Annotated in this window: 17 protein-coding genes and 1 riboswitch; of the genes, 7 read left to right on the plus strand and 10 right to left on the minus strand. The window is 62.1% G+C overall.

What is annotated here, in order from left to right; translation table 11 throughout:
• Nucleotides 1-62 precede the first annotated feature (62 nt).
• The gene (gene thrS, locus NA8A_RS17770; RefSeq protein WP_009451752.1) at nucleotides 63-2,045 is read left to right on the plus strand and encodes a threonine--tRNA ligase; all 1,983 of its coding nucleotides are present in this window, start codon (nucleotides 63-65) and stop codon (nucleotides 2,043-2,045) included.
• A 65-nt stretch (nucleotides 2,046-2,110) separates the two neighbouring features.
• Here the strand turns inward: thrS and NA8A_RS17775 are convergent, their stop codons facing one another.
• Entirely contained in the window at nucleotides 2,111-3,076 is a 966-nt protein-coding gene (locus tag NA8A_RS17775; RefSeq protein ID WP_040673005.1) for a hypothetical protein, read from the minus strand.
• A 178-nt stretch (nucleotides 3,077-3,254) separates the two neighbouring features.
• On the opposite strand from NA8A_RS17775, the gene NA8A_RS17780 reads away from it, so the two are divergent.
• The 3 genes from NA8A_RS17780 to NA8A_RS17790 are packed head-to-tail and all read left to right on the plus strand — an operon-like array spanning nucleotide 3,255 to nucleotide 5,165.
• Nucleotides 3,255-3,839 carry a nitroreductase family protein gene (locus NA8A_RS17780; protein ID WP_009451754.1) on the plus strand — a complete coding sequence of 195 codons (585 nt, stop codon included), beginning with the start codon at nucleotides 3,255-3,257 and terminating at the stop codon, nucleotides 3,837-3,839.
• Nucleotides 3,839-4,447 carry a flavin reductase family protein gene (locus tag NA8A_RS17785; RefSeq protein ID WP_009451755.1) on the plus strand — a complete coding sequence of 203 codons (609 nt, stop codon included), beginning with the start codon at nucleotides 3,839-3,841 and terminating at the stop codon, nucleotides 4,445-4,447. Before NA8A_RS17780 ends, NA8A_RS17785 begins: the two co-directional genes overlap by 1 nt.
• 46 nt (nucleotides 4,448-4,493) lie before the next feature.
• A complete protein-coding gene (locus tag NA8A_RS17790) occupies nucleotides 4,494-5,165 on the plus strand; it encodes a putative pterin-binding protein (protein ID WP_009451756.1) in 672 nt (223 codons plus the stop codon).
• A gap of 42 nt (nucleotides 5,166-5,207) precedes the next feature.
• Here NA8A_RS17790 and NA8A_RS17795 read toward each other — a convergent pair whose 3' ends face one another.
• Both NA8A_RS17795 and NA8A_RS17800 read right to left on the minus strand, forming a co-directional pair.
• Nucleotides 5,208-6,074: an HpcH/HpaI aldolase/citrate lyase family protein gene (locus tag NA8A_RS17795; protein ID WP_009451757.1), complete on the minus strand. Its 867-nt coding sequence runs from the start codon at nucleotides 6,072-6,074 to the stop codon at nucleotides 5,208-5,210.
• Between the two features lie 2 nt (nucleotides 6,075-6,076).
• On the minus strand, nucleotides 6,077-6,529 hold the full coding sequence (locus NA8A_RS17800; protein WP_009451758.1) for a MaoC family dehydratase: 453 nt from the start codon (nucleotides 6,527-6,529) through the stop codon (nucleotides 6,077-6,079).
• 150 nt (nucleotides 6,530-6,679) lie between these two features.
• Here NA8A_RS17800 and NA8A_RS17805 point away from each other — a divergent pair, with 150 nt between their 5' ends.
• Nucleotides 6,680-7,792, plus strand: a complete 1,113-nt coding sequence (locus tag NA8A_RS17805) for a DUF2336 domain-containing protein (RefSeq protein WP_040673007.1) — start codon at nucleotides 6,680-6,682, stop codon at nucleotides 7,790-7,792.
• A gap of 89 nt (nucleotides 7,793-7,881) precedes the next feature.
• On the opposite strand, the gene parE is transcribed toward NA8A_RS17805, so the two are convergent.
• From parE to NA8A_RS17840, 7 genes are all read right to left on the minus strand, one after another.
• On the minus strand, nucleotides 7,882-9,954 hold the full coding sequence (parE, locus tag NA8A_RS17810) for a DNA topoisomerase IV subunit B (protein WP_009451760.1): 2,073 nt from the start codon (nucleotides 9,952-9,954) through the stop codon (nucleotides 7,882-7,884).
• Nucleotides 9,955-10,158: 204 nt separating this feature from the next.
• On the minus strand, nucleotides 10,159-12,960 hold the full coding sequence (gene gcvP, locus NA8A_RS17815; RefSeq protein WP_009451761.1) for an aminomethyl-transferring glycine dehydrogenase: 2,802 nt from the start codon (nucleotides 12,958-12,960) through the stop codon (nucleotides 10,159-10,161).
• Between the two features lie 9 nt (nucleotides 12,961-12,969).
• Nucleotides 12,970-13,338, minus strand: a complete 369-nt coding sequence (gene gcvH, locus NA8A_RS17820) for a glycine cleavage system protein GcvH (protein ID WP_009451762.1) — start codon at nucleotides 13,336-13,338, stop codon at nucleotides 12,970-12,972.
• A 4-nt stretch (nucleotides 13,339-13,342) separates the two neighbouring features.
• Entirely contained in the window at nucleotides 13,343-14,449 is a 1,107-nt protein-coding gene (gene gcvT / locus NA8A_RS17825) for a glycine cleavage system aminomethyltransferase GcvT (RefSeq protein WP_009451763.1), read from the minus strand.
• Between the two features lie 160 nt (nucleotides 14,450-14,609).
• Nucleotides 14,610-14,706: riboswitch (glycine riboswitch) on the minus strand.
• 243 nt (nucleotides 14,707-14,949) lie between these two features.
• Nucleotides 14,950-15,783 carry an S-formylglutathione hydrolase gene (fghA, locus tag NA8A_RS17830; protein ID WP_009451764.1) on the minus strand — a complete coding sequence of 278 codons (834 nt, stop codon included), beginning with the start codon at nucleotides 15,781-15,783 and terminating at the stop codon, nucleotides 14,950-14,952.
• The gene (locus tag NA8A_RS17835) at nucleotides 15,780-16,298 is read right to left on the minus strand and encodes a YaiI/YqxD family protein (RefSeq protein WP_051018027.1); all 519 of its coding nucleotides are present in this window, start codon (nucleotides 16,296-16,298) and stop codon (nucleotides 15,780-15,782) included. The genes fghA and NA8A_RS17835 overlap by 4 nt, the downstream gene beginning before the upstream one ends.
• Nucleotides 16,261-17,388, minus strand: a complete 1,128-nt coding sequence (locus NA8A_RS17840) for an S-(hydroxymethyl)glutathione dehydrogenase/class III alcohol dehydrogenase (RefSeq protein ID WP_009451766.1) — start codon at nucleotides 17,386-17,388, stop codon at nucleotides 16,261-16,263. Before NA8A_RS17840 ends, NA8A_RS17835 begins: the two co-directional genes overlap by 38 nt.
• A 248-nt stretch (nucleotides 17,389-17,636) precedes the next feature.
• On the opposite strand from NA8A_RS17840, the gene NA8A_RS17845 reads away from it, so the two are divergent.
• Together NA8A_RS17845 and NA8A_RS17850 are read left to right on the plus strand one after the other, a co-directional pair.
• Nucleotides 17,637-19,649 (plus strand): acetyl-CoA carboxylase biotin carboxylase subunit, encoded by a 2,013-nt coding sequence (locus NA8A_RS17845; RefSeq protein ID WP_009451767.1) that lies wholly within the window; start codon nucleotides 17,637-17,639, stop codon nucleotides 19,647-19,649.
• Nucleotides 19,650-19,674: 25 nt separating this feature from the next.
• Complete coding sequence (locus NA8A_RS17850; RefSeq protein WP_009451768.1) at nucleotides 19,675-20,355, plus strand: HAD family hydrolase; 681 nt, start codon at nucleotides 19,675-19,677, stop codon at nucleotides 20,353-20,355.
• The last annotated feature ends 89 nt before the right edge of the window (nucleotides 20,356-20,444 follow it).

Genomic DNA, 20,444 nt, shown 5'->3' on the forward strand with positions numbered 1-20,444 from the left:
TTCAAACCACAACATGCCCAACCACCCGCGCTCGTTGGCGGGACTGGATAAGGAGAAGTCTTATGGCAGAAGCCGTTTCCCTCAAATTTCCCGATGGTTCCGTCCGCGAATACGACGCGGCGACGACCGGCGCTGATATTGCAAGTGGCATTTCCAAGTCGCTGGCCAAGAAGTCGGTCGCCTATGCGATAAACGGTACGGTGCGTGATCTTTCCGATCCCGTTGGCATGTCGGGCGACATCGAGATCGTGACGCGAGAGGATCCCCGCGCGCTTGAGCTCATCCGCCATGACGCTGCCCATGTGTTGGCCGAGGCCGTGCAGGAGCTTTGGCCCGGCACCCAGGTCACCATCGGTCCCGTGATCGAAAACGGCTTTTACTACGACTTTGCGCGCAACGAACCCTTCACGCCCGAGGACTTCCCGGTCATCGAGAAAAAGATGCGCGAGATCATCGAGCGCAACAAACCCTTCACCAAGGAAGTCTGGTCGCGCGACAAGGCGAAGAAGGTCTTTTCCGACAAGGGTGAAAACTACAAGGTCGAGCTGATCGATGCCATCCCGGAGGATCAGGACCTCAAGATTTATTCCCAGGGCGACTGGTTCGACCTCTGCCGCGGCCCGCACATGGCCTCCACGGGGCAGGTGGGCAAGGCCTTCAAGCTGATGAAGGTGGCCGGCGCCTATTGGCGCGGCGACGCCAACAACCCGATGCTGACCCGTATTTACGGCACCGCGTGGCAGACGCAGGAGCAGCTCGATGCCTATCTCCACATGCTGGAGGAGGCCGAGAAACGCGATCACCGCCGCCTAGGCCGCGAGATGGACCTGTTCCATTTCCAGGAGGAGGGACCGGGCGTCGTGTTCTGGCACGCCAAGGGCTGGCGCATATTCCAGAACCTTGTGAGCTACATGCGCAGAAGGCTTGCAACGGATGGCTATCAGGAGGTGAACGCTCCGCAGGTGCTCGACAAGAGCCTGTGGGAGACCTCCGGTCACTGGGGCTGGTACAAGGAAAACATGTTCGCGGTGAAATGCGCCGACGAGGAAGCCGAGGACAAGCGCACGTTTGCCCTGAAGCCGATGAACTGCCCGGGCCATGTGCAGATATTCAAGCACGGGCTGAAATCCTATCGCGACCTGCCGATCCGTCTTGCCGAGTTCGGCAATGTCCATCGCTATGAGCCGTCGGGCGCGCTGCACGGGCTGATGCGCGTGCGCGGCTTCACGCAGGACGACGCGCATATCTTCTGCATGGAAGAGCAGCTTGCCGCCGAATGCCTGAAGATCAACGATTTGATCCTCTCCACCTATGCCGATTTCGGCTTCGAGGAGATCACTGTGTTCTTCTCCACGCGCCCTGAAAAGCGCGTCGGTTCGGATGCGCTGTGGGATCACGCGGAAGAAATCATGGCGGGCGTTCTGAAAAAGATCGCCGCATCCGACAACCGCATCAAGACAGCCATCAATCCCGGTGACGGCGCCTTCTATGGCCCGAAATTCGACTATGTGTTGAAGGATGCCATCGGCCGCGAATGGCAGTGCGGCACCACGCAGATCGATTTCAATCTGCCCGAACGGTTCGGTGCCTTCTATATCGACCAGGATTCGGAAAAGAAGCAGCCGGTCATGGTCCACCGCGCTATCTGCGGCTCCATGGAGCGCTTTCTCGGCATCCTGATCGAGAATTTCGCCGGTCATTTCCCACTCTGGTTCGCGCCGGTGCAAGTGGTCGTGGCGACGATCACCTCGGATGCCGATGACTATGCGGTGAAGGTTGCGGAGCGTCTTCGGCAGGCGGGGCTGCAGGCTGAAACGGACCTGCGCAACGAGAAGATCAACTACAAGGTCCGCGAACATTCGCTGGCCAAGGTTCCGGTCATTCTTGTGTGCGGTCGCCGCGAGGCGGAGGAGGGCACCGTCAATATCCGTCGTCTTGGAAGCCGCGATCAGGCATCTATGACGCTGGACGAGGTCGTTGCGGCTCTCTCCGATGAGGCGACCCCGCCAGACCTGAAACGCCGGGCCATCGCTGCCCGTCGTTGAATGTCGTCCATTGAAACTGATGAGGGCGGCCCGTGTGAGCGGGACGCCCTTTTTTATGGGAAGTGTCAGTCCGGGAACTGGTTGTTCTGGTCGAGCAGATCCGTCGGAAGAAGTTCGACGTCCTGGTTGCGGCCCGGCACCACGGTGAAGTCGCGCTGATAGATTCTGTCGCGGTTCTTCGCGATGAAGGTGTAGGAGCCTTCGGCAAGCACCATCGAGGCATAGGCCCCGACTGTTTCATAAACGATTTCGCCTGTGTCGGTCAGGATCGACCAGGCCGTATCGGCAATCGCTTCACCGCCGCGTTCGCGCACCAGCTTGAGCGTCAGATTGGCGGCACGGTGTTCCACGGTCGCCTCTGTCAGCTTGCCGGCCTCGACACGGATATCCGAGCGGATCACCGCATTCACCGAGCCGTAATTCGACACCACGTGATAGGTGCCGGCATTGAGGCGCACGATGCTGCCCGGTTCAACGTCGGGAATGATCAGCGCACCGTCGCTCGCCGTTTCGGCACTGGTCTCATAAATGGCGAAGCGCAACTGCCCAGAAGGGATACGCACGCCCCCCGAAAGACGCGCATCGAGCTTCAGGCCGCCGGCATCCAGAACGAGGTCTTCGCGCAGCGGGTCTCTTCCAACGGTGATGCGCTTGGTAACGCCTGCGCGCCCATAGGCGGCATGCACGAGATAGCTGCCCGGCGCGAGTTGGAAAACGCCGGTCCCGCCACGGGCGGTGGCCACCAGAGGCAGCTTCTCGTCAGGGCCGGTTTCGGTGCCGAAGACGCGCCAGATCACGCCGCGCGGAATTTCCGCGCTCTCGTCGGTGAGATGAGCGGCGAGCGTTATCTGTCCGCCTTCGCCGGCCGCAAGCGGCCGTCCCGAATCGGTCGGCGCGTAATTGTTGAGGTTTGGAAGGCGCAGATTGTCGATACCGGACGACGAATTTCCCTGAGCGCCAGCCTGAGCGACCAGAAAAGGCGAACCGGCAATGACGGAGAGGGCGAACATCGCCCGTTGAATACGGCGCATGATCGACTTGAAGCCCAAGCCGGTGGCAATTTCAAGGCGTTTATGCGATCTCCAGAGCGCCGTGCGCCCTTTCGCGTGCACAAGGGCCACTCTATATCGTTTCAATCCGGAACATGCTTTCCGTGCGGGCGGCTGCGTCCCGGCAGGATGCTCCGGCCACGAAGATCAGGAGAAGACAGTGCATTCTTCCGTGCTCGAATTCATGCTGGCGCGCAAGTCGGCGCCCATCCAGGATATGAAGGAACCGGCGCCATCCGACGATGAGATTGCCACCCTTTTGAAGGTCGCCACGCGGGTTCCCGATCACGGGCGGCTCGCGCCATGGCGCTTCATCCTTTACCGCGGCGACAAACGCCACGAGATCGGTGAAGCTCTCGCAAGGCTGGCTGTCGAACGTGAAGGGTCCTTGCCCGAGGCACGGCTCGACAAGGAACGCACCCGCTTTTCCCGCGCGCCGCTTGTCATCGGCGTTGTCTCGGTTCCGAAGGAAAGCCCGACCATCCCTCAATGGGAAATGCTGCTTTCCGGCGGTATGGCTGCGATGAACCTCATGATTGCAGCCAATGCCATGGGATATGGGACGAACCTCATCACCAACTGGTATTCCGACGATCCGGAGGGCCGCCGTATCCTGGGCCTGAAGCCTGAGGAGAGGGTTATCGGCTTCATCCATGTCGGAACGGTGGATACGGAAGCGCCCGAGCGTCCGCGGCCGGATCCGGCTTCCCTCCTGTTCGAATATGCAGGTCCCTCGGAGGTGTGATGTTTTACGAACCGGAAAAGGGCCACGGCCTGCCGCATGACCCCTTCAAGGCCATTGTTTCACCGCGCCCCATTGGATGGATTTCCACAGTGAGCAGGGATGGGGCTGTCAATCTCGCGCCCTATTCCTTTTTCAACGCGATCTCGTCCAACCCGCATCTGGTCATCTTTTCCTCCGAAGGGGCAAAGGACAGTGCCACCTTCGCCGAGGAAACCGGAGAGTTTGTCGTCAATCTGGCGAGCATGGACCTGGCGGAGCGGCTCAATGCCACGTCGATCGATGCGCCGCGCGGCGTCAGTGAATTTGCGCATGCGGGGCTGACGGAAGCGCCATCGAGGATCGTGGCGCCGCCACGCGTCGCCGAATCGCATGCCGCCCTTGAATGCAAGGTGACCGACGTGACCCGCCCGCTCGGACTCGGCGGAAAGTCTTCCGGTGTCATTCTTGTCACGGGGGAGGTCGTCGGTGTGCATATGGATGAAAGCGTGATGCGCGACGGGCTCTTCGATGTGGTTGCGGCAGGCAATCTCTCGCGCCTTGGGTATATGGATTATTCCGCAGTGACCGAGGTTTTCCAGATGCGCCGGCCGCGCTGGGAAAAGCGCTGAGGCGGTGGCCCGCGGCCGGATCGCCTGATTGTCCGGATAACCGGCGGTGAGTGCAGGCATCGCCGGTGTTGAACGAGACTGGGAATATCTGCGCTTTTTCTCATATATCGCCTTGCCCGTTGCCTTTGCCGGTGCAAGTGTCAGCCATTCCATTTCTTCGGAGGCGACCATGCGCAGGCATTTCATCCTGGTTTCAGCGCTCATTCTCTGGGCGATCACCTTATGCATGCCCGTTTTTGCGCAGGGCACGATGTTGACCGTCAGCGGTGCAGTCGAGAAAACCAATCGCGGTGCCTTCGACCCCTTCTATGACGGCTTTCTGAATTTCCACGACAAGAGCTTCGACAAGGCCTTCGAATTTGACTGGGCGACTCTGGCCGGGCTACCTCAGCAATCGATTTCGGTGGCCGCCGATGTCGGTGACTGGCCGGCGGAAACCCTTGAGATGAAGGGGCCGCTTCTAAAGGATGTGCTGGCCGCTGCGGGCGCCAGCGGAAAGCAGGTCACGCTTTACGCCCTCGATGGCTTCGGCCTCACGCTCGATCCTGAAAAACTCGGCGCGCATGACTGGGTCTTGGCAATGAGCGTTAATGGAAAGCCGCTCGGCATTGGCGGTTTCGGCCCGCTCTGGCTCACCTATGATACGGGTGGCAAGAAGGCTCCTGAATCGGAGGAAAAGAGCTGGGTCTGGTCCGTTTTCCATATCGAGGTCGAATAGAGTGCCCTTGGCGTTCCGGGCGCTCCAGCTTCTTGTCGCCGGCTATGAGCTGGCGCGGGCAAGCACGCGCTCGGCAAGGGCAAGGTGAGGGCGGTCATACATGCGGCCGCCGATATTGACGACGCCGGCGTTGCCGGCCTCCGCGAACGCCTTCACCACGGCGCGCGCCTTTTCCAACTCCGCGTCGCTGGGCGTAAAGGCCCGGTTGATGACGGGAACCTGTGCCGGGTGGATTGCCATGCGGGCGACGAACCCGTCGCGCACGGCATCTGCGCAGTCTCGTGCGAAAGCGTCCATGTCCGAGAAATTCGGAAAGACCGTGTCGACGGCTGGAACGCCGGCTGCCGCTGCCGCAAGCAGGGTGGTGCTGCGGGCAAGGCGAAAGAGGTCGGTGTAGCGCCCTTCGCTGTCGCGGGCCGAGAGGGCTCCGATATGAGCCGAAAGATCTTCCGCCCCCCATGTCAGCCCGGCGAGGCGTTCGCTCGAACCGCGATAGCTCGCAGCATTCAGAACGCCCATGGCCGTTTCGGTGATGATGGGCAGGATGCGGGTGGACCCGTCCGCGATATCGTTTTCGGCTTCATGCACCCGAAGGCTTGCCGCCAGGCACGCCACATCGTCGCCGCCTTCGGCTTTGGGCAGCATGATGCCGTCGGGCCTGCCGGCCATGATCGCGCCAAGGTCCGTATCGGTCATGCCGGTGGAAAGATCGTTGACACGGATATAGAGCTTCGCGCCCGTGCGGCCGCGCGCTTCTGTCAGGAACCGGCCAGCGATCCGCCGGCCATCGTCCTTCCGCTCAAGGCCAACGGAATCTTCCAGATCGAGGATGAGCACATCCGCCTCCGCGGTGAGCGCCTTGTCGAGCTTGCGTTCGGAATCGGCCGGTACGAAGAGAAGCGAGCGCATGATCAGGCCGGCTTCTTCTGGAGCATGGCCTGACGCAGGCAGCGCGCCACAAGCTGGTCGTCCTGATTGTAGGCGCGATGCTCGAATTCCACGATGCCGCGATCGGGTTTCGATTTGGACGCGCGCACGGATTTCACCTCCGTTTCAACGCGGATCGTGTCGCCGTGAAAGACCGGATGGGGAAAGCTGGTATCGGTCATGCCAAGATTGGCAACGGTGGTGCCGAGCGTCGTGTCATGCACGGAAATACCGATCATGAGGCCAAGCGTGAACAGCGAATTGACGAGCGGCTTCCCCCATTCGCTCTTTGCCGCGAAGTCGAAATCGATATGCAGGGGCTGAGGGTTCAGTGTCATGACGGAGAAAAGCATGTTGTCGCTCTCTGTCACGGTCTTGCGCAGCGGATGCTGGAAAACCTGCCCTGGCTGAAACTCCTCGAGATAAAGACCGGCCATTCCTCTCCTCCATTTCAACCTGCCCTTGATAAGCGTGCGCCGGGACGCCCGCAAGCATGCGATTATGGTAAAGGATTCCTATACGAATTCACGTTACGGTCGAAGCAATGGGGCGGGAGCTTGACCGGCGTGAAAGTGATTCAGCATTTCATGAAATGGATGGAGACGGCGAAAGTCGCCGAACGGGCTGCGGCAGCGGTGGCGCTGGCTCATGCCTATCTCGACGGAAAACTTGCCTTTGAAGAGCGCTACGCGGCCGAAGCCGCCATGACGGCTTTGCTCGACGATCCTTCCTCGAAGGTGCGGGCAGCCCTTGCCGAGGCAGTCTCGATGAGCCGCCATGCGCCGGTGCAGGTGGTGGCAGCGCTTGCCGCCGATCAGCCGGACGTCGCAGGCCCCGTGCTTGCCCGTTCTCCGGTTCTTTCCGATACGGACCTTATCGAGTGCATTTCGGAAGGACGGGAAGCCTCGCAATGCCTGATTGCCGGTCGTCCACGCGTTTCCATGGGGGTGGCCGCGGCGATTGCCGAGGTCGGCGCTCTGGAGGCCTGCCTCGTCCTGGCCGACAATTCGGGCGCGGATATCGCCAGCCTGAGTTTTCGCCGCCTGATCGAGCGTTTCGGCTCCGACGCGCGGCTGCGCGAGGCGCTGTTTGCCGACCCACGTCTTCCATCCGATTGCCGCCACAAGCTTCTTGTCCATCTTGGCGAGGCGTTGCGCGACGCGCCTTTCGTCAAGGCTCTGGTCGGTCAGGTTCGGGCGGAAAAGCTCACACGCGAGGCTTGCGTGCGTGCTTCGCTTACCCTGATCGATAGTGTCGAGCAGAATGAATATGAAGCTCTGGTCGAGCATTTGCGCCTGAGCGGCGAGCTTTCCACCGGTTTCGTGATCCGCCTTGTCGCCCATGGAAAGATCGATTTCTTCGGCACGGTTCTGGTGGCACTGGCCGGCCAGCCGGAAGCGCGCGTTCGCGCCCTGCTGTCCAATGGGCGCGATGTCGCGATTTCCGCTCTCCTGCAGAAAGCCGGTCTGGCGCGCGAAACGCATACGCCGGTATTGCGCGCGCTCGATTTGTGGCGCGACGTGGCATGCGGCAAACGCATTGCCGGCCCGCAGGAAGTTTCCTGGCTGATGCTGTCGGCCATTGGAGGGACAGACCCGCAGCCCGAATCTGCCGAACTGGCCGGTCTCCTGCGCACCATTCACCTGGAAGTTTTACGAGAGAACGCTCGTATCCAGGCACAGGCTATTGCTGCCGCCTGATTTCGATACGCTCTCTGTAGCGAGAGCTGGCGTCAGGCGCCCTCGCAGTTCGATAAGCTCACCATGAGGGCGGAACGCCGCACGACCGCTCAGATGTCCAGCTCGTCGGCGAATTCCGCATTGTCCTGGATGAAACGGAAGCGGGCTTCGGGCTTGGTCCCCATCAGGGCGTCGATGGCGTCCTTGGTGGCATCCTGACCGTCGATCACGGAGACGCGCAGGAGCGTGCGCTTCCTCCGGTCCATGGTCGTTTCCTTGAGCTGTGCCGCCATCATCTCGCCGAGGCCCTTGAAGCGGCCGATCTCGACCTTGCCACGCCCGGTGAATTCGGTAGCGAGCAATTCGTCCTTATGGGCATCGTCGCGCGCATACATGGTCTTGCCGCCTTGGCTAATGCGGTAGAGCGGAGGCACGGCCATGAAGAGATGGCCGTTCTCGATGAGTTGCGGCATCTCCTGATAGAAGAAGGTGATGAGCAGCGATGCGATATGCGCGCCATCCACGTCAGCGTCGGTCATGATGATGACCCGGTCGTAACGCAGGTCGTCCTCGCGATACTTCGTCCGTGTGCCGCACCCCAGCGCCTGAACCAGATCGGAAATCTGCTGATTGGCGGCGAGCTTTCCGGTTCCGGCGCTGGCCACGTTCAGGATTTTGCCGCGCAGCGGCAGAACGGCCTGGCTGGTGCGGTCGCGCGCCTGCTTGGCGGAGCCACCGGCCGAATCGCCCTCGACGATGAAGATTTCCGCCCCGGCGGCCGCACCCATGGTGCAATCGGCAAGCTTGCCCGGCAGGCGCAGCTTGCGCACGGCGGATTTGCGGCTGACCTCGCGCTCCTGACGGCGGCGCAACCGCTCGTCGGCGCGCGCCACCACCCAGTCGAGCAGCTTCGAGGCTTCCTGCGGGTTGTCGGCGAGCCAATGGTCGAACGGATCGCGCACGGCGTTCTCGACGATACGGGTCGCCGCCGCCGTCGCCAGCTTGTCCTTGGTCTGGCCGACGAATTCCGGCTCGCGGATGAAGACCGACAGCATGCCGGCGCCCGAGATCATCACATCCTCGGAGGTGATGATGGAGGCGCGCTTGTTGCCGGTGAGTTCCGCATAGCCGCGTAAGCCGCGCAGCAGCGCGTTGCGGAAGCCCGATTCATGCGTTCCGCCTTCGGGTGTCGGCACCGTGTTACAATAGGAGTTCAGCATGGCGTCGCCGCCATACCAGGTGATTGCCCATTCCACCGCACCGTGGCCGGAATTCTTCTCGCTGCGGCCGGAGAAGATTTCCTTGGTGACCTGGAATTCGCCTTCGAGCGAGGCGGACAGAAAGTCCTTCAGACCGCCGGGGAAGTGGAAGGTGGCTTTTTCGGGCGTCTTTGCCTTTTCGCCAAGCAATGAGGGCGCGCAGGACCAGCGGATTTCGACACCGCCGAAGAGATAGGCCTTCGAGCGCGCCATGCGATAGAGCCGTTCCGGCTCGAACTTCGCATCCTTGCCGAAGATTTCCGGGTCGGGCCTGAAGCGCACGCGCGTACCACGCCGGTTGTGAACCTCGCCGAGCTTCTCCAGCCCGCCCTGCGGAATGCCGCGCGAAAAGGTTTGGCGGAAGAGCTGGCGATTGCGTGCCACCTCCACTTCGAGAAGCTCCGAGAGCGCGTTCACAACGGAAACGCCGACACCGTGCAGGCCACCCGAGGTCTCATAGACCTTGGAATCGAATTTGCCGCCGGCATGCAGCGTCGTCATGATGACTTCGAGCGCCGACTTGTCCTTGAACTTGGGATGCGGGTCCACGGGGATGCCGCGTCCATTGTCGGTCACCGACAGGAAACCCTCAGCATCGAGCTCCACCTCGATGAAGGTCGCGTGGCCGGCCACGGCCTCGTCCATCGAGTTGTCGATGACCTCGGCGAAGAGATGATGCAGGGCCTTGTCGTCCGTGCCGCCGATATACATGCCTGGCCGTCGGCGGACAGGCTCCAACCCTTCCAGAACCTCGATGTCGGCTGCACTATAGCCGTCACTGGACGAGGCGGCGGGCACGGGCCGCGGTGCCGGCTTGCGCTCGGCTGCAGGCTCAGGCGTCTTGGCGCGTTCTTGTGGAGCGGCCGACGGGGCAGCAGGCGCGGCACCGGTCAGTCCGGCAAAGAGATCGTTATTGTCGTCCATAGGGCGTGTGGCTTCCTGTCCCGCGAATCACAGCGCAGTTTGCCATGGATTCCAAGGCAAAGCGAAGGGCGTTCCGGTTCCGTTCGGTGCGTGTGAACGGGGTTTAACAGAAACCTGGAAGCCGCTGCAATGGGCAGGCCGAAAGACGGTGGAAAACAAAAGCCGAAAAGGTCGGCGGAGCCCCGGAAGGCTCCGCCGGAAGCGTCAGCTTGCCAGCGCCTCGATAGGTGGGCAGGCGCAGACCAGATTGCGGTCGCCCGCCACATTGTCGATGCGCGAAACGGGCGGCCAGTATTTCGACGCCGAATCCAGCGATCCGGCGGGGAAGGCGGCCTGCGCCCGGCTATAGGGATGCGCCCAGTCGTCCGCCATGAGTTCGGCGGCGGTGTGGGGCGCGTTGGCGAGCGGATTGTCGTTCTCCGCCCATTCGCCGCCTGCAATGCGCGCAGCCTCGCCGGCAATCGAGATCATCGCCTCGCAGAAGCGGTCGAGCTCCTGCTTGGGTTCGGATTCCGTCGGCTCTACCATCAGCGTTCCGGCCACCGGCCAACTCATGGTCGGGGCGTGGAACCCGTAGTCGATCAGACGCTTGGCGATGTCCTCGACGCTGACGCCCGCGCTATCCTTCAACACACGCGTGTCGAGGATGCATTCATGCGCCACGCGGTCGTTGCGCCCCTTGTAGAGTACCGGATAATGCTCCTTCAGGCGATGCGCGATGTAATTGGCGTTGAGGATTGCCATTTCGGTCGCAAGCTTCAGTCCGCTGCCGCCCATCATGCGGATATACATCCATGTGATGGGCAGGATCGATGCGCTGCCGAAGGGAGCGGCTGCCACGGCGTGGCTGCTGCCGAGTTCCACGTGACCGGGCACAAAAGGCTTCAGATGCGCCTTTACGCCGATCGGCCCGACACCAGGCCCACCGCCGCCATGGGGAATGCAGAAGGTCTTGTGCAGGTTCATGTGGCAGACATCGGCGCCGAGATCGCCCGGTCGGGCAAGGCCCACCAGCGCGTTGAGGTTTGCCCCGTCGAAATAGACCTGCCCGCCATGCTCGTGGATCATCGCGCACATGTCGCGCACGCCTTCCTCGAACACGCCATGGGTGGAGGGATAGGTGAGCATCAGCGCGGCGAGCTTTTCCGAATGCTCCTGCGCCTTGGCCTTCAGATCCTCCTGGTCGATATCGCCGTTTTCCGTGCAGCGCACCACCACGACCCGCATGCCGGCCATCGCCGCCGAAGCGGGATTGGTACCGTGGGCGGAGGAGGGGATGAGGCATATGTCACGCCCGCTGTCGCCGCGTGAGGCGTGGTAACGGCGGATCGCCAGCAGGCCGGCATATTCGCCCTGGCTGCCCGCATTGGGCTGCAACGAAACGCCGTCGAAGCCGGTGATCTCCGAAAGCCAGCGGTCGAGATCCTCGATCATGCGGCGATAGCCGGCCGTATGCGCCTCAGGCGCGAAGGGATGCAGATTGCCCACTTCGGGCCAGCTCACCGGCATCATCTCGGCGGCGGCGTTGAGCTTCATTGTGCAGGAGCCGAGCGGGATCATGGCGCGGTCGAGCGCCAGATCCTTGTCGGACAGCCGGCGCAGGAAGCGCATCATCTCCGTTTCGGAGCGATGGGTATGGAAATCGGGCTGCGTCAGAAAGCCCTTGCCGCGTGCCGCAGCCGGCGCGAGAGGTGTGATTGCCTGCGGAACGGTTGCCCCGAAAAGCGCTGCCAGGGCTTCGAGATCGGCCTCGCCGGAGGTCTCGTCGAAGCTGACGCCGAGCCTGTCGCCATCGATGAGACGGAGAAGCCGTCCACCGTCTTCGGCCTTGCGGGCGATGTCGGCGGCCTTGCCGGGAACGCTGACCGTCACGGTGTCGAAGATGCTTTCGCCTGCAAGCGAAAGCCCGGCTGCCTTGAGACCCGTATGGAAGCGCGCCGCAAGCCCGTGTACGCGGCTTGCGATCTCTGCAAGTCCTTCCGGTCCGTGCCAGATCGCGTAGGCGGCAGCCATGTTGGCAAGCAGCGCCTGCGCGGTGCAGATGTTGGAGGTGGCCTTGTCACGGCGGATATGCTGCTCGCGTGTCTGGAGCGCCAGCCGATAGCCGGGACGCCCATGCGCATCCGTCGACTGGCCGACGAGCCGGCCGGGCATCAGGCGCGTCAGCCGTTCCGACACGGCGCAATAGGCGGCATGCGGGCCGCCGAAGCCCATCGGCACGCCGAAGCGCTGCATGGAGCCGACGGCGATCTCCGCGCCGAGTTCAGCCGGTGTCCGGCTCAGGATGAGGCCGAGTGGATCGGCCACGAAGATGACCACGACGTCTTTCGCCTTGGCCTCGGCGATCAGCGCTGAATGATCGACATAGACGCCATAGGTGTCGGCCCAGGGCACGATCAGCGCGAACGTGTCGTCGTCGATAACACTTCCGTCCACGGTGATACCGAGTGGCTCGCCGCGCGTTGTCACCACGTCGAGCGTCTGCGGGTGCAGGCTGCCCGCAATGGCGAGCCGGTTGCGCTTGGATCGGTGATGTCGCCAGGCGATCCCCACAGCCTCGGCAACCGCCGATCCCTCATCGAGCAGCGATGCGGAGGCGACGGGCAGGCCGGTGAGCTCCGTCACCAGCGTCTGGAAATGAAACAGCATTTCCAGTCGGCCCTGGCTGATCTCGGACTGATAGGGCGTATAGGCCGTATACCAGGCAGGGTTCTCGAAGAGGTTGCGCTGGATAACAGGCGGAACCTCCACGCCGTGGAAGCCGGCGCCGATGAAGCTCTTCATGACCTTGTTCTGGCGCATGGCCGCGCCGAGTTCGGCAAGCGCCTCTGCCTCGCTGGCCGCAGGCGGCAGATCGAGGGCGCGGTCGAGCCGGATAGATTTCGGCACGGCCTGCGTGATGAGCGTTTCGAGCGAGGGCACACCAAGCGCAGCGAGCATCGCTTTGGATTCATCGCCGCGCGGACCGATGTGGCGGGCGGCGAAAGGGAGTGTGTTGACGGGCATGGTGTTTCCTCAGCCGAGCGAAGCCTGATAGGCGGCTTCGTCCATCAGACCTTCGAGCTGGCTTTCATCCGTAAGGGTCATCTTCCAAAGCCAGCCATCGCCGGCGGGCGCGGAATTGACGAGGGAGGGATCGCTGGAAAGCGTGTCGTTGACGGCGGTGATCTCCCCATCGGCCGGTGCATAGACGTCGGAGGCGGCCTTTACGGATTCAACCACGACAGCGGTATCGCCCTTCGAAAGTGTCGCACCGGTTTCAGGCAGTTCCACAAACACCAGATCGCCAAGCTGCTCCTGCGCGTAATCGGTGATGCCGACCGTGGCGACGCCGCCCTCGATCTTGATCCATTCGTGGTCAGGCGTGAAATAGATCTTGCTCATCGATTTATCCTTTGTGGTAGCGCTGCGGCGTGAAGGGAAGGGAATGGACGTCGAGCGCGATGCGATTGCCGCGCACTTCGGTGAAAAGACGGGTGCCGGGTTCGGAGAGTTGTTTGTCGACATATCCCATGGCGACGGGATGGCCGACGCTCGGGCCAAACCCGCCGGAGGTGACGCGGCCAACCGCTTCTCCGGCTTCGTTGACGAGGAGCGCGCCTGCGCGCACCGGCTGGCGGCCCTCCGGCTTCAGCCCGACGCGTTTCTGGTTGGCGCCCTTCGCAAGGATGGCACCCAGTGCCTGTGCGCCGACAAAGCCGCCGCCCTCGCGCACTGCCTTGGGAATGGCCCACAGGATGGCTGCGCTGGCCGGGTCAGTGGTCTGGTCGAGGTCCTGTCCGTGCAGGCAAAGCCCGGCTTCGAGCCTGAGGCTGTCGCGTGCGGCAAGGCCGATCCACTCAACACGCTCATCCGCGATGAGCTTGCGGGCGAAACGTTCCGCCTCATCGACGGGCAACGCCACCTCGAAACCGTCCTCGCCCGTATAGCCGGAGCGGGCGGCGAACCAGCCATCCTTCGGCTCGGTGCCGCTCATGAAGACGAGATCGCTGAGGTCGAGCCCCGCCGCGATCAGAACAGCTTCGGCATCCGGCCCCTGAAGGGCAAGCAGAACCCGTTCGAGAGGCTCGAAGGAGACATTGAAATCCTCCGCGATGGCCCTGAAATGGGCCTCGTCGGTCGCTGCATTGCCGGCATTGGCCACCACCATGAACCGCTCCGCACCGAGCCGTGTGACGATCAGGTCGTCGATGATGCCGGCCTCGTCATTGAGGAGCACGGTATATTTTGAGCGGCCCTCGCCGAGGCCCGCCGCATCGAGTGGGCAGGCGTGCGACAGAAAGCGCGCCGCATCCGGTCCCTGCACCTCGAAGAGCTGCATGTGGGAAATGTCGAAAAGCCCGGCGCTGGCGCGCGTGTGAAGATGTTCCTTCATCACGCCGGCCGGATAGGTCAGCGGCATGCGCCAGCCTGCGAAAGCGCCGAAGCGCGCGCCGGCTTCTTCATGCAATGCCTCAAGCGGCAAATGTTTGGGAGAGGCGGTGTTCTCGCTCATCAGTCCTCCGAAGTTGCACAATCACGCCGCGGCAAGCGGCATGTTCGCGCCCCTCTGTCGGAAGCCTGAGAGACTCGCGCAGTTCCGGTTCCGGAATTCGGTTCCCAACTGCGCTTACACCTTCGGCGCGGGGGCAAGCCCCGACTTTCCAGAGTGTCTTAACCGGCCGACGGTTCTTTTGCCTGAGAGATTTCGGGCGATTTCCCCTTCGGCGGCCCTTCCGGAATTCCGGTTGGACTCTCTCCCGCTGGCCGGCAGGGCCGAAGCCCTGGACAATCCGGAAACTAGCCGAGACGCCCTGCTTTGTCACCTGCCGGATCGTTATGGCGGGACGTTATCCCGCTTCTATGCAGGAAGGCGGGTGTCGCCGGGCCCTGGTCCGAACCCCGGTAATGGCAAAGGCGGCATCCCCATCGGGCACGCCGCCTTATTTTGAAGGAGAAATATTGTTCTATTTTTAGGTAGTTATGTGGATTTTCGGATTCAATCTCTGACCTTCTTCACGCAAGCCTTTCGGCATGCCATGCCAGATGATCGTCCATGAATGTGGAAATGAAGAAGTAGGAATGGTCGTAGCCGTCGCGCATGTTCAGTGTCAGCGGCAGGCCGGCATTCTTGCAGGCGTCCTCGAACAGCCAAGGGCGCAGACCCTCATCGAGAAACCCGTCGGCGCTGCCCTGATCGATCAGGAATTCAGGAAAGCGGGCCCCTTCCTTTACCAGCGCACAGGCATCGTGGGCGCGCCATGCGGCCTCGTCCTTGCCTAGATATTTCTCGAAAGCAGGTTTGGACCAGCCCGCCGTGGACGGTTCCACAATGGGGGCGAAGGCGGAGCAGCTTTTGTAGCGATCGGGATTGTTAAGGGCGATGGTGAGCGCGCCGTGGCCACCCATGGAATGGCCGAAAATGCCCTGCCGGCTCATGTCGGCCGGAAAATGTTCGGCGATCAGGGCGGGAAGCTCCTGCGTCACATAGCTGTACATGCGGTAGTTCTCGGCAAAGGGCTCTTGCGTCGCATCCACATAAAAACCGGCGCCCTTGCCGAACTGCCAGTTATCGGGCTCGTCAGGAACAGCCTCGCCGCGCGGGCTCGTGTCGGGGCAGACGATCATCAGCCCGAGTTCGGCGGCCATGCGCCGGTATTCGCCCTTGTCCATGACATTGGCATGGGTGCAGGTGAGACCGGAGAGATACCAAAGGACCGGCACTGGCCCCTTTTCGGCTTGCGGGGGTACAAACACGGCAAAGGTCATGTCGCATCGGCAGGCGGAGGAGGCATGCGTGTAGACGCCCTGCGTTCCGCCGTGGGATTTCGCGGTGGAGACGGTTTTCATGATGACTGATTTCCCTGATTTGCGCGCAATGCCCGGCGCACGGTCTGGTCCAGCGCCTGGAGAAAAGCGGAACGGTCCTTCGGCGTGAAACCGGGATTGTATCCCTTGATCTCGCCCGCCTCGCGCAGGTCCTGCTTCAGATTGCGCATGGCGACGGCCATGCCGATGGTTTCCGGCGTGAAGGGCCTGCCGGTGGGGCCGAGCGTGTGAACACCTTTTTCCACCAGTCGCGCGGCCAGCGGCACGTCCGCGGTGATGGCAATGTCGCCGGCCTGCGCATGGTCCACGATCCAGTCGTCGGCCGCGTCGAAACTGCCCGAAACGACGATGTTCCGGATCATCGGATCGCGCGAGGGCCGAAGCCCGCCATTGGCGACAAAGGTGACCGGCAGCCCATGCCGCTCGGCCACCTTCATCACCTCGGCCTTCACCGGGCAGGCATCGGCATCCACATAGATGGCGGGCACGGCAGTGGCCTCAGAAGACCACCACGGAGCGGATCGATTCGCCCGCATGCATCAGATCAAAGCCCTTGTTGATCTCGTCGAGCGACAGCGTGTGCGTGATCATCGGGTCGATGTCGATCTTGCCGTCCATGTACCAGTCGACGATCTTCGGCACGTCGGTGCGCCCGCGAGCGCCGCCAAAGGCAGTGCCTTTCCAGGTGCGGCCCGTCACGAGCTGGAACGGGCGAGTGGAGATTTCCTGTCCTGCGCCGGCAACGCCGATGATGATGGATTCGCCCCAGCCGCGATGCGCGCATTCGAGCGCCTGGCGCATCACCGTGGTGTTGCCCGTGCAGTCGAATGTGTAGTCGGCGCCGCCGATCTGATCGGCACCGCGCTTGGTGAGGTCGACGAGATAGGGCACCAGATCGCCACCGATCTCCTTCGGATTGACGAAATGCGTCATGCCGAAGCGCTCGCCCCATTCCTTCTTGGAATTGTTGAGGTCGACGCCGATGATCATGTCGGCGCCGGCAAGACGCAGACCCTGGATCACGTTGAGGCCGATGCCGCCGAGGCCGAAGACCACCGCTGTCGAGCCTTCCTCGACTTTGGCCGTGTTGATGACGGCGCCGATGCCCGTCGTCACGCCGCAGCCGATATAGCAGATCTTGTCGAAGGGAGCGTCCGGATTGACCTTCGCCACCGCGATCTCGGGCAGCACGGTGAAATTGGAGAAGGTGGAGCACCCCATGTAATGGTGCAGCTTCTCACCATTCAGCGAGAAACGGCTGGTGCCGTCCGGCATCACGCCCTGGCCCTGGGTGGAGCGGATGGCCGTGCACAAGTTGGTCTTGCGCGACAGGCAGGACGGGCACTCGCGGCATTCAGGCGTGTAGAGCGGGATGACGTGATCGCCTTTCTTGAGGCTTCTCACACCGGGTCCCACATCCACGACGACGCCGGCACCCTCATGACCGAGGATAGCGGGGAACAATCCCTCGGGATCGGCGCCTGAAAGGGTGAACTCGTCGGTATGGCAGATGCCTGTTGCCTTGACCTCGATCAGAACTTCGCCTTCGCGCGGTCCTTCCAGGTCGACTTCCATGATTTCAAGGGGTTTTCCGGCCTGGATGGCGACGGCGGCACGGGTTTTCATCGGGCTCTCCTGCAAACGAAAGATTCTGAGCCGAAACTTTCAGGAATTGCCCTCTGCCGCAAGTCCGTTGGCCGGCTTGGCAGTTCCTTCCTTACAGGCAAGGTGGTTGCGGGTCCTGCAACTGCAGGATGCGGCACGGCAAGTCCGGTGGACAAACCCGCTTCTCACCCGTTCGATGCGCGAAGCGCTTGAGCGTCGGCCCGCAAACCCATAAAAAAGGGAAAATGCCGTTTGGGGAAACGCCTCTCATGTTCAAGAAAATCCTCATCGCCAATCGCGGCGAGATCGCTTGCCGCGTCATCAAGACCGCGCGCAAAATGGGTATCGCAACCGTCGCGGTCTATTCCGACGCCGATGCGGATGCCGTGCATGTGGAAATGGCCGATGAGGCCGTGCATATCGGCCCGCCGCCGGCCAATCAGAGCTATCTCATCGCCGACAGGATTATCGCCGCCTGCAAGGAGACCGGTGCCGAGGCCGTTCATCCGGGATATGGCTTCCTGTCGGAAAATGCGGGCTTCTGTGAGAAGCTGGAAGCCGAGGGCATCATCTTTATCGGTCCCAAGGTGAAGGCCATAGAGGCGATGGGCGACAAGATCACCTCGAAGAAGATCGCTGCCGACGCGGGTGTGTCGACAGTGCCAGGCTTCATGGGGCTGATCGAGAATGCCGAGCATGCCGCTGAAATCGCTTCGCAAATCGGCTATCCGGTGATGATCAAGGCATCTGCGGGCGGTGGCGGCAAGGGCATGCGCATCGCGTGGAACGAGGCCGAGGCCCGCGAGGGGTTCGAGCGCTCCAAGTCGGAGGCGGCGTCTTCCTTCGGTGACGATCGTATCTTCGTCGAGAAGTTCGTCGAGGAGCCGCGCCACATCGAAATCCAGGTGCTGGCCGACGCACATGGCACCTGTATCCATCTTGGCGAGCGCGAATGTTCGATCCAGCGCCGCAACCAGAAGGTCGTCGAGGAGGCGCCGTCGCCCTTCCTCGACCCTGAAACCCGCGCTGCCATGGGTGCACAGGCGGTGGCTCTGGCAAAAGCCGTTGATTATCAAAGTGCTGGCACGGTCGAGTTCATCGTCGACAGGAATCGGAATTTCTATTTCCTGGAGATGAACACCCGCCTTCAGGTGGAGCATCCGGTCACCGAGCTCATCACCGGCATCGATCTCGTCGAGCAGATGATCCGCATCGCGTCAGGCGAGAAGCTCGCTTTCGGACAGGACGGTGTGGAACTGAACGGCTGGGCCGTGGAAAGCCGCATCTACGCTGAGGATCCCGTGCGCAATTTTCTGCCGTCCATCGGTCGTCTGACACGCTATCGCCCTCCGGCGGAAGGCCGTTTCGGCGATGTGGTGGTGCGCAACGATACCGGCGTCACGGAAGGATCCGAGATATCGATGTTCTACGATCCGATGATCGCCAAATTGTGCACTTGGGCACCGGACCGGCTGACGGCCATCGAAGCCATGAGCGAGGCGCTCGACGGTTTCGTGATCGATGGCATCGAACACAATATTCCCTTCCTGACCGCATTGATGAGCCATCCGCGGTGGCGCGAGGGGCGGTTGTCCACTGGCTTCATCGCCGAGGAGTTTCCCGACGGTTTCACGCCTCGCGAACCAGGGGTGGAGGAGCGCCATGTTCTGAGCGCGGTGGCGCTCGCCGTCGAGCTTCTGCGCCGCGACCGTCTCGACCGGCTGACGGGCCGCCTGGCACCGCATTCGGGTGAGTTGAAGCGCGACTGGAGCGTGCGTCTCAACGATGAATACGTGAAGGCCAGCGTCGTAGAGGGAATGATCTCTATCCCTCTTGAAATGGATGTGAGTATCGATGGTGCAAAACCGATCACCGTCGCCTCGTCCTGGCGGCCTGGCGACGCCGTCTGGGAGGGCACGGTCGACGGTCGCACCGTGCATGTGCAGGTCAGGCCCGTCCTGAACGGCGTGCAGCTTGCCTGGCAGGGCGTTTCGGCGAAAGCCCGGGTGATGCTGCCGCGCATCGCCGAGCTCGACCGTCTGATGCCGGTTCGCGAGGCGCCGGACACGTCGAAGCTCCTCCTGTGTCCGATGCCGGGTCTTGTGGTCTCCGTTGCCGTGTCCGACGGCCAGGAGGTCAAGGCGGGTGAGACGTTGGCCGTGGTCGAGGCAATGAAGATGGAGAACGTGCTGCGCGCCGAACGCGATTGCACGGTCATGAAGGTCAACGCCAGGCCGGGAGACAGCCTTGCTGTCGATGCGGTGATCATGGAATTCGATTGAAACCGCAAGCGGAGCGATACGGCGCATGGCACAGGACAGGCGGGTTTCCGTCCTTTTCGATCTTGACGGAACGCTGACCAATCCCTTCGTGGGAATTACGAGCAGTATCCGATATGCGCTTGAAAATATGGGGTATTCCTCACCTGCTGATGAGGAGTTGCGGCGCTTCATCGGGCCACCTCTGCATGTCACCTTCGCCGATTTTCTCAAGACGGATGACGAAGCTGTCATATGGGAGGCGGTTGGCCATTATCGCGAGCGGTACAATCGCATCGGCAAGTTCGAAAATGAGCTGATCCCCGGCGTGAAGGAGACGCTTGCAGCGTGCGTGGATGCCGGCTGCTTCCTGTCGATAGCGACCTCCAAGGTCGAGTACTACGCTCGCGACATCCTCGAGCATTTCGATCTCATGCGCTTTTTCGATGCGGTCTATGGTTCGGCGCCCGATGGGAGCCATGCGAACAAGTCCGATCTGATTGCCCACATCCTGAAAAGCGAGAGACTCGATCCGCGACATGCCTTGATGATCGGAGATCGCCTGCATGATGTGGAGGGCGCGGCGGCAAACGATGTTCGCGCCATCGGGGTGCTTTGGGGCTTCGGCGACCGGGCGGAGCTGGAAGAAGCGGGCGCTGCGCGCATCGTGGAAACTCCGGCAGAGTTGACCGCGTCCATCTCCGAAATGCTTCTTCTTGAGCGTAACTGAAATCGCCCGCGCTTCCGCCCTTTACCCGGCGGGGTCGAAGGGAAAGAATGAAGACATGAGTCTTCCAATCCGAGCGGCGAAATACCATG

Origin of the sequence: Nitratireductor indicus C115, assembly GCF_000300515.1 — a bacterium.
GTDB lineage: Bacteria > Pseudomonadota > Alphaproteobacteria > Rhizobiales > Rhizobiaceae > Nitratireductor > Nitratireductor indicus.

Coding starts and splice junctions, on each gene's coding strand:
- parE (WP_009451760.1), bottom strand. CDS start 9,954: ATGGACGACAATAACGATCTCTTTGCCGGACTGACCGGTGCCGCGCCT.
- NA8A_RS17775 (WP_040673005.1), bottom strand. CDS start 3,076: ATGCGCCGTATTCAACGGGCGATGTTCGCCCTCTCCGTCATTGCCGGT.
- gcvH (WP_009451762.1), bottom strand. CDS start 13,338: ATGAGCAAGATCTATTTCACGCCTGACCACGAATGGATCAAGATCGAG.
- NA8A_RS17785 (WP_009451755.1), top strand. CDS start 3,839: ATGTTTTACGAACCGGAAAAGGGCCACGGCCTGCCGCATGACCCCTTC.
- thrS (WP_009451752.1), top strand. CDS start 63: ATGGCAGAAGCCGTTTCCCTCAAATTTCCCGATGGTTCCGTCCGCGAA.
- NA8A_RS17850 (WP_009451768.1), top strand. CDS start 19,675: ATGGCACAGGACAGGCGGGTTTCCGTCCTTTTCGATCTTGACGGAACG.
- NA8A_RS17800 (WP_009451758.1), bottom strand. CDS start 6,529: ATGGCCGGTCTTTATCTCGAGGAGTTTCAGCCAGGGCAGGTTTTCCAG.
- gcvT (WP_009451763.1), bottom strand. CDS start 14,449: ATGAGCGAGAACACCGCCTCTCCCAAACATTTGCCGCTTGAGGCATTG.
- NA8A_RS17805 (WP_040673007.1), top strand. CDS start 6,680: ATGAAATGGATGGAGACGGCGAAAGTCGCCGAACGGGCTGCGGCAGCG.
- NA8A_RS17835 (WP_051018027.1), bottom strand. CDS start 16,298: ATGCGGGCGAATCGATCCGCTCCGTGGTGGTCTTCTGAGGCCACTGCC.
- fghA (WP_009451764.1), bottom strand. CDS start 15,783: ATGAAAACCGTCTCCACCGCGAAATCCCACGGCGGAACGCAGGGCGTC.
- NA8A_RS17845 (WP_009451767.1), top strand. CDS start 17,637: ATGTTCAAGAAAATCCTCATCGCCAATCGCGGCGAGATCGCTTGCCGC.
- gcvP (WP_009451761.1), bottom strand. CDS start 12,960: ATGCCCGTCAACACACTCCCTTTCGCCGCCCGCCACATCGGTCCGCGC.
- NA8A_RS17795 (WP_009451757.1), bottom strand. CDS start 6,074: ATGCGCTCGCTTCTCTTCGTACCGGCCGATTCCGAACGCAAGCTCGAC.
- NA8A_RS17840 (WP_009451766.1), bottom strand. CDS start 17,388: ATGAAAACCCGTGCCGCCGTCGCCATCCAGGCCGGAAAACCCCTTGAA.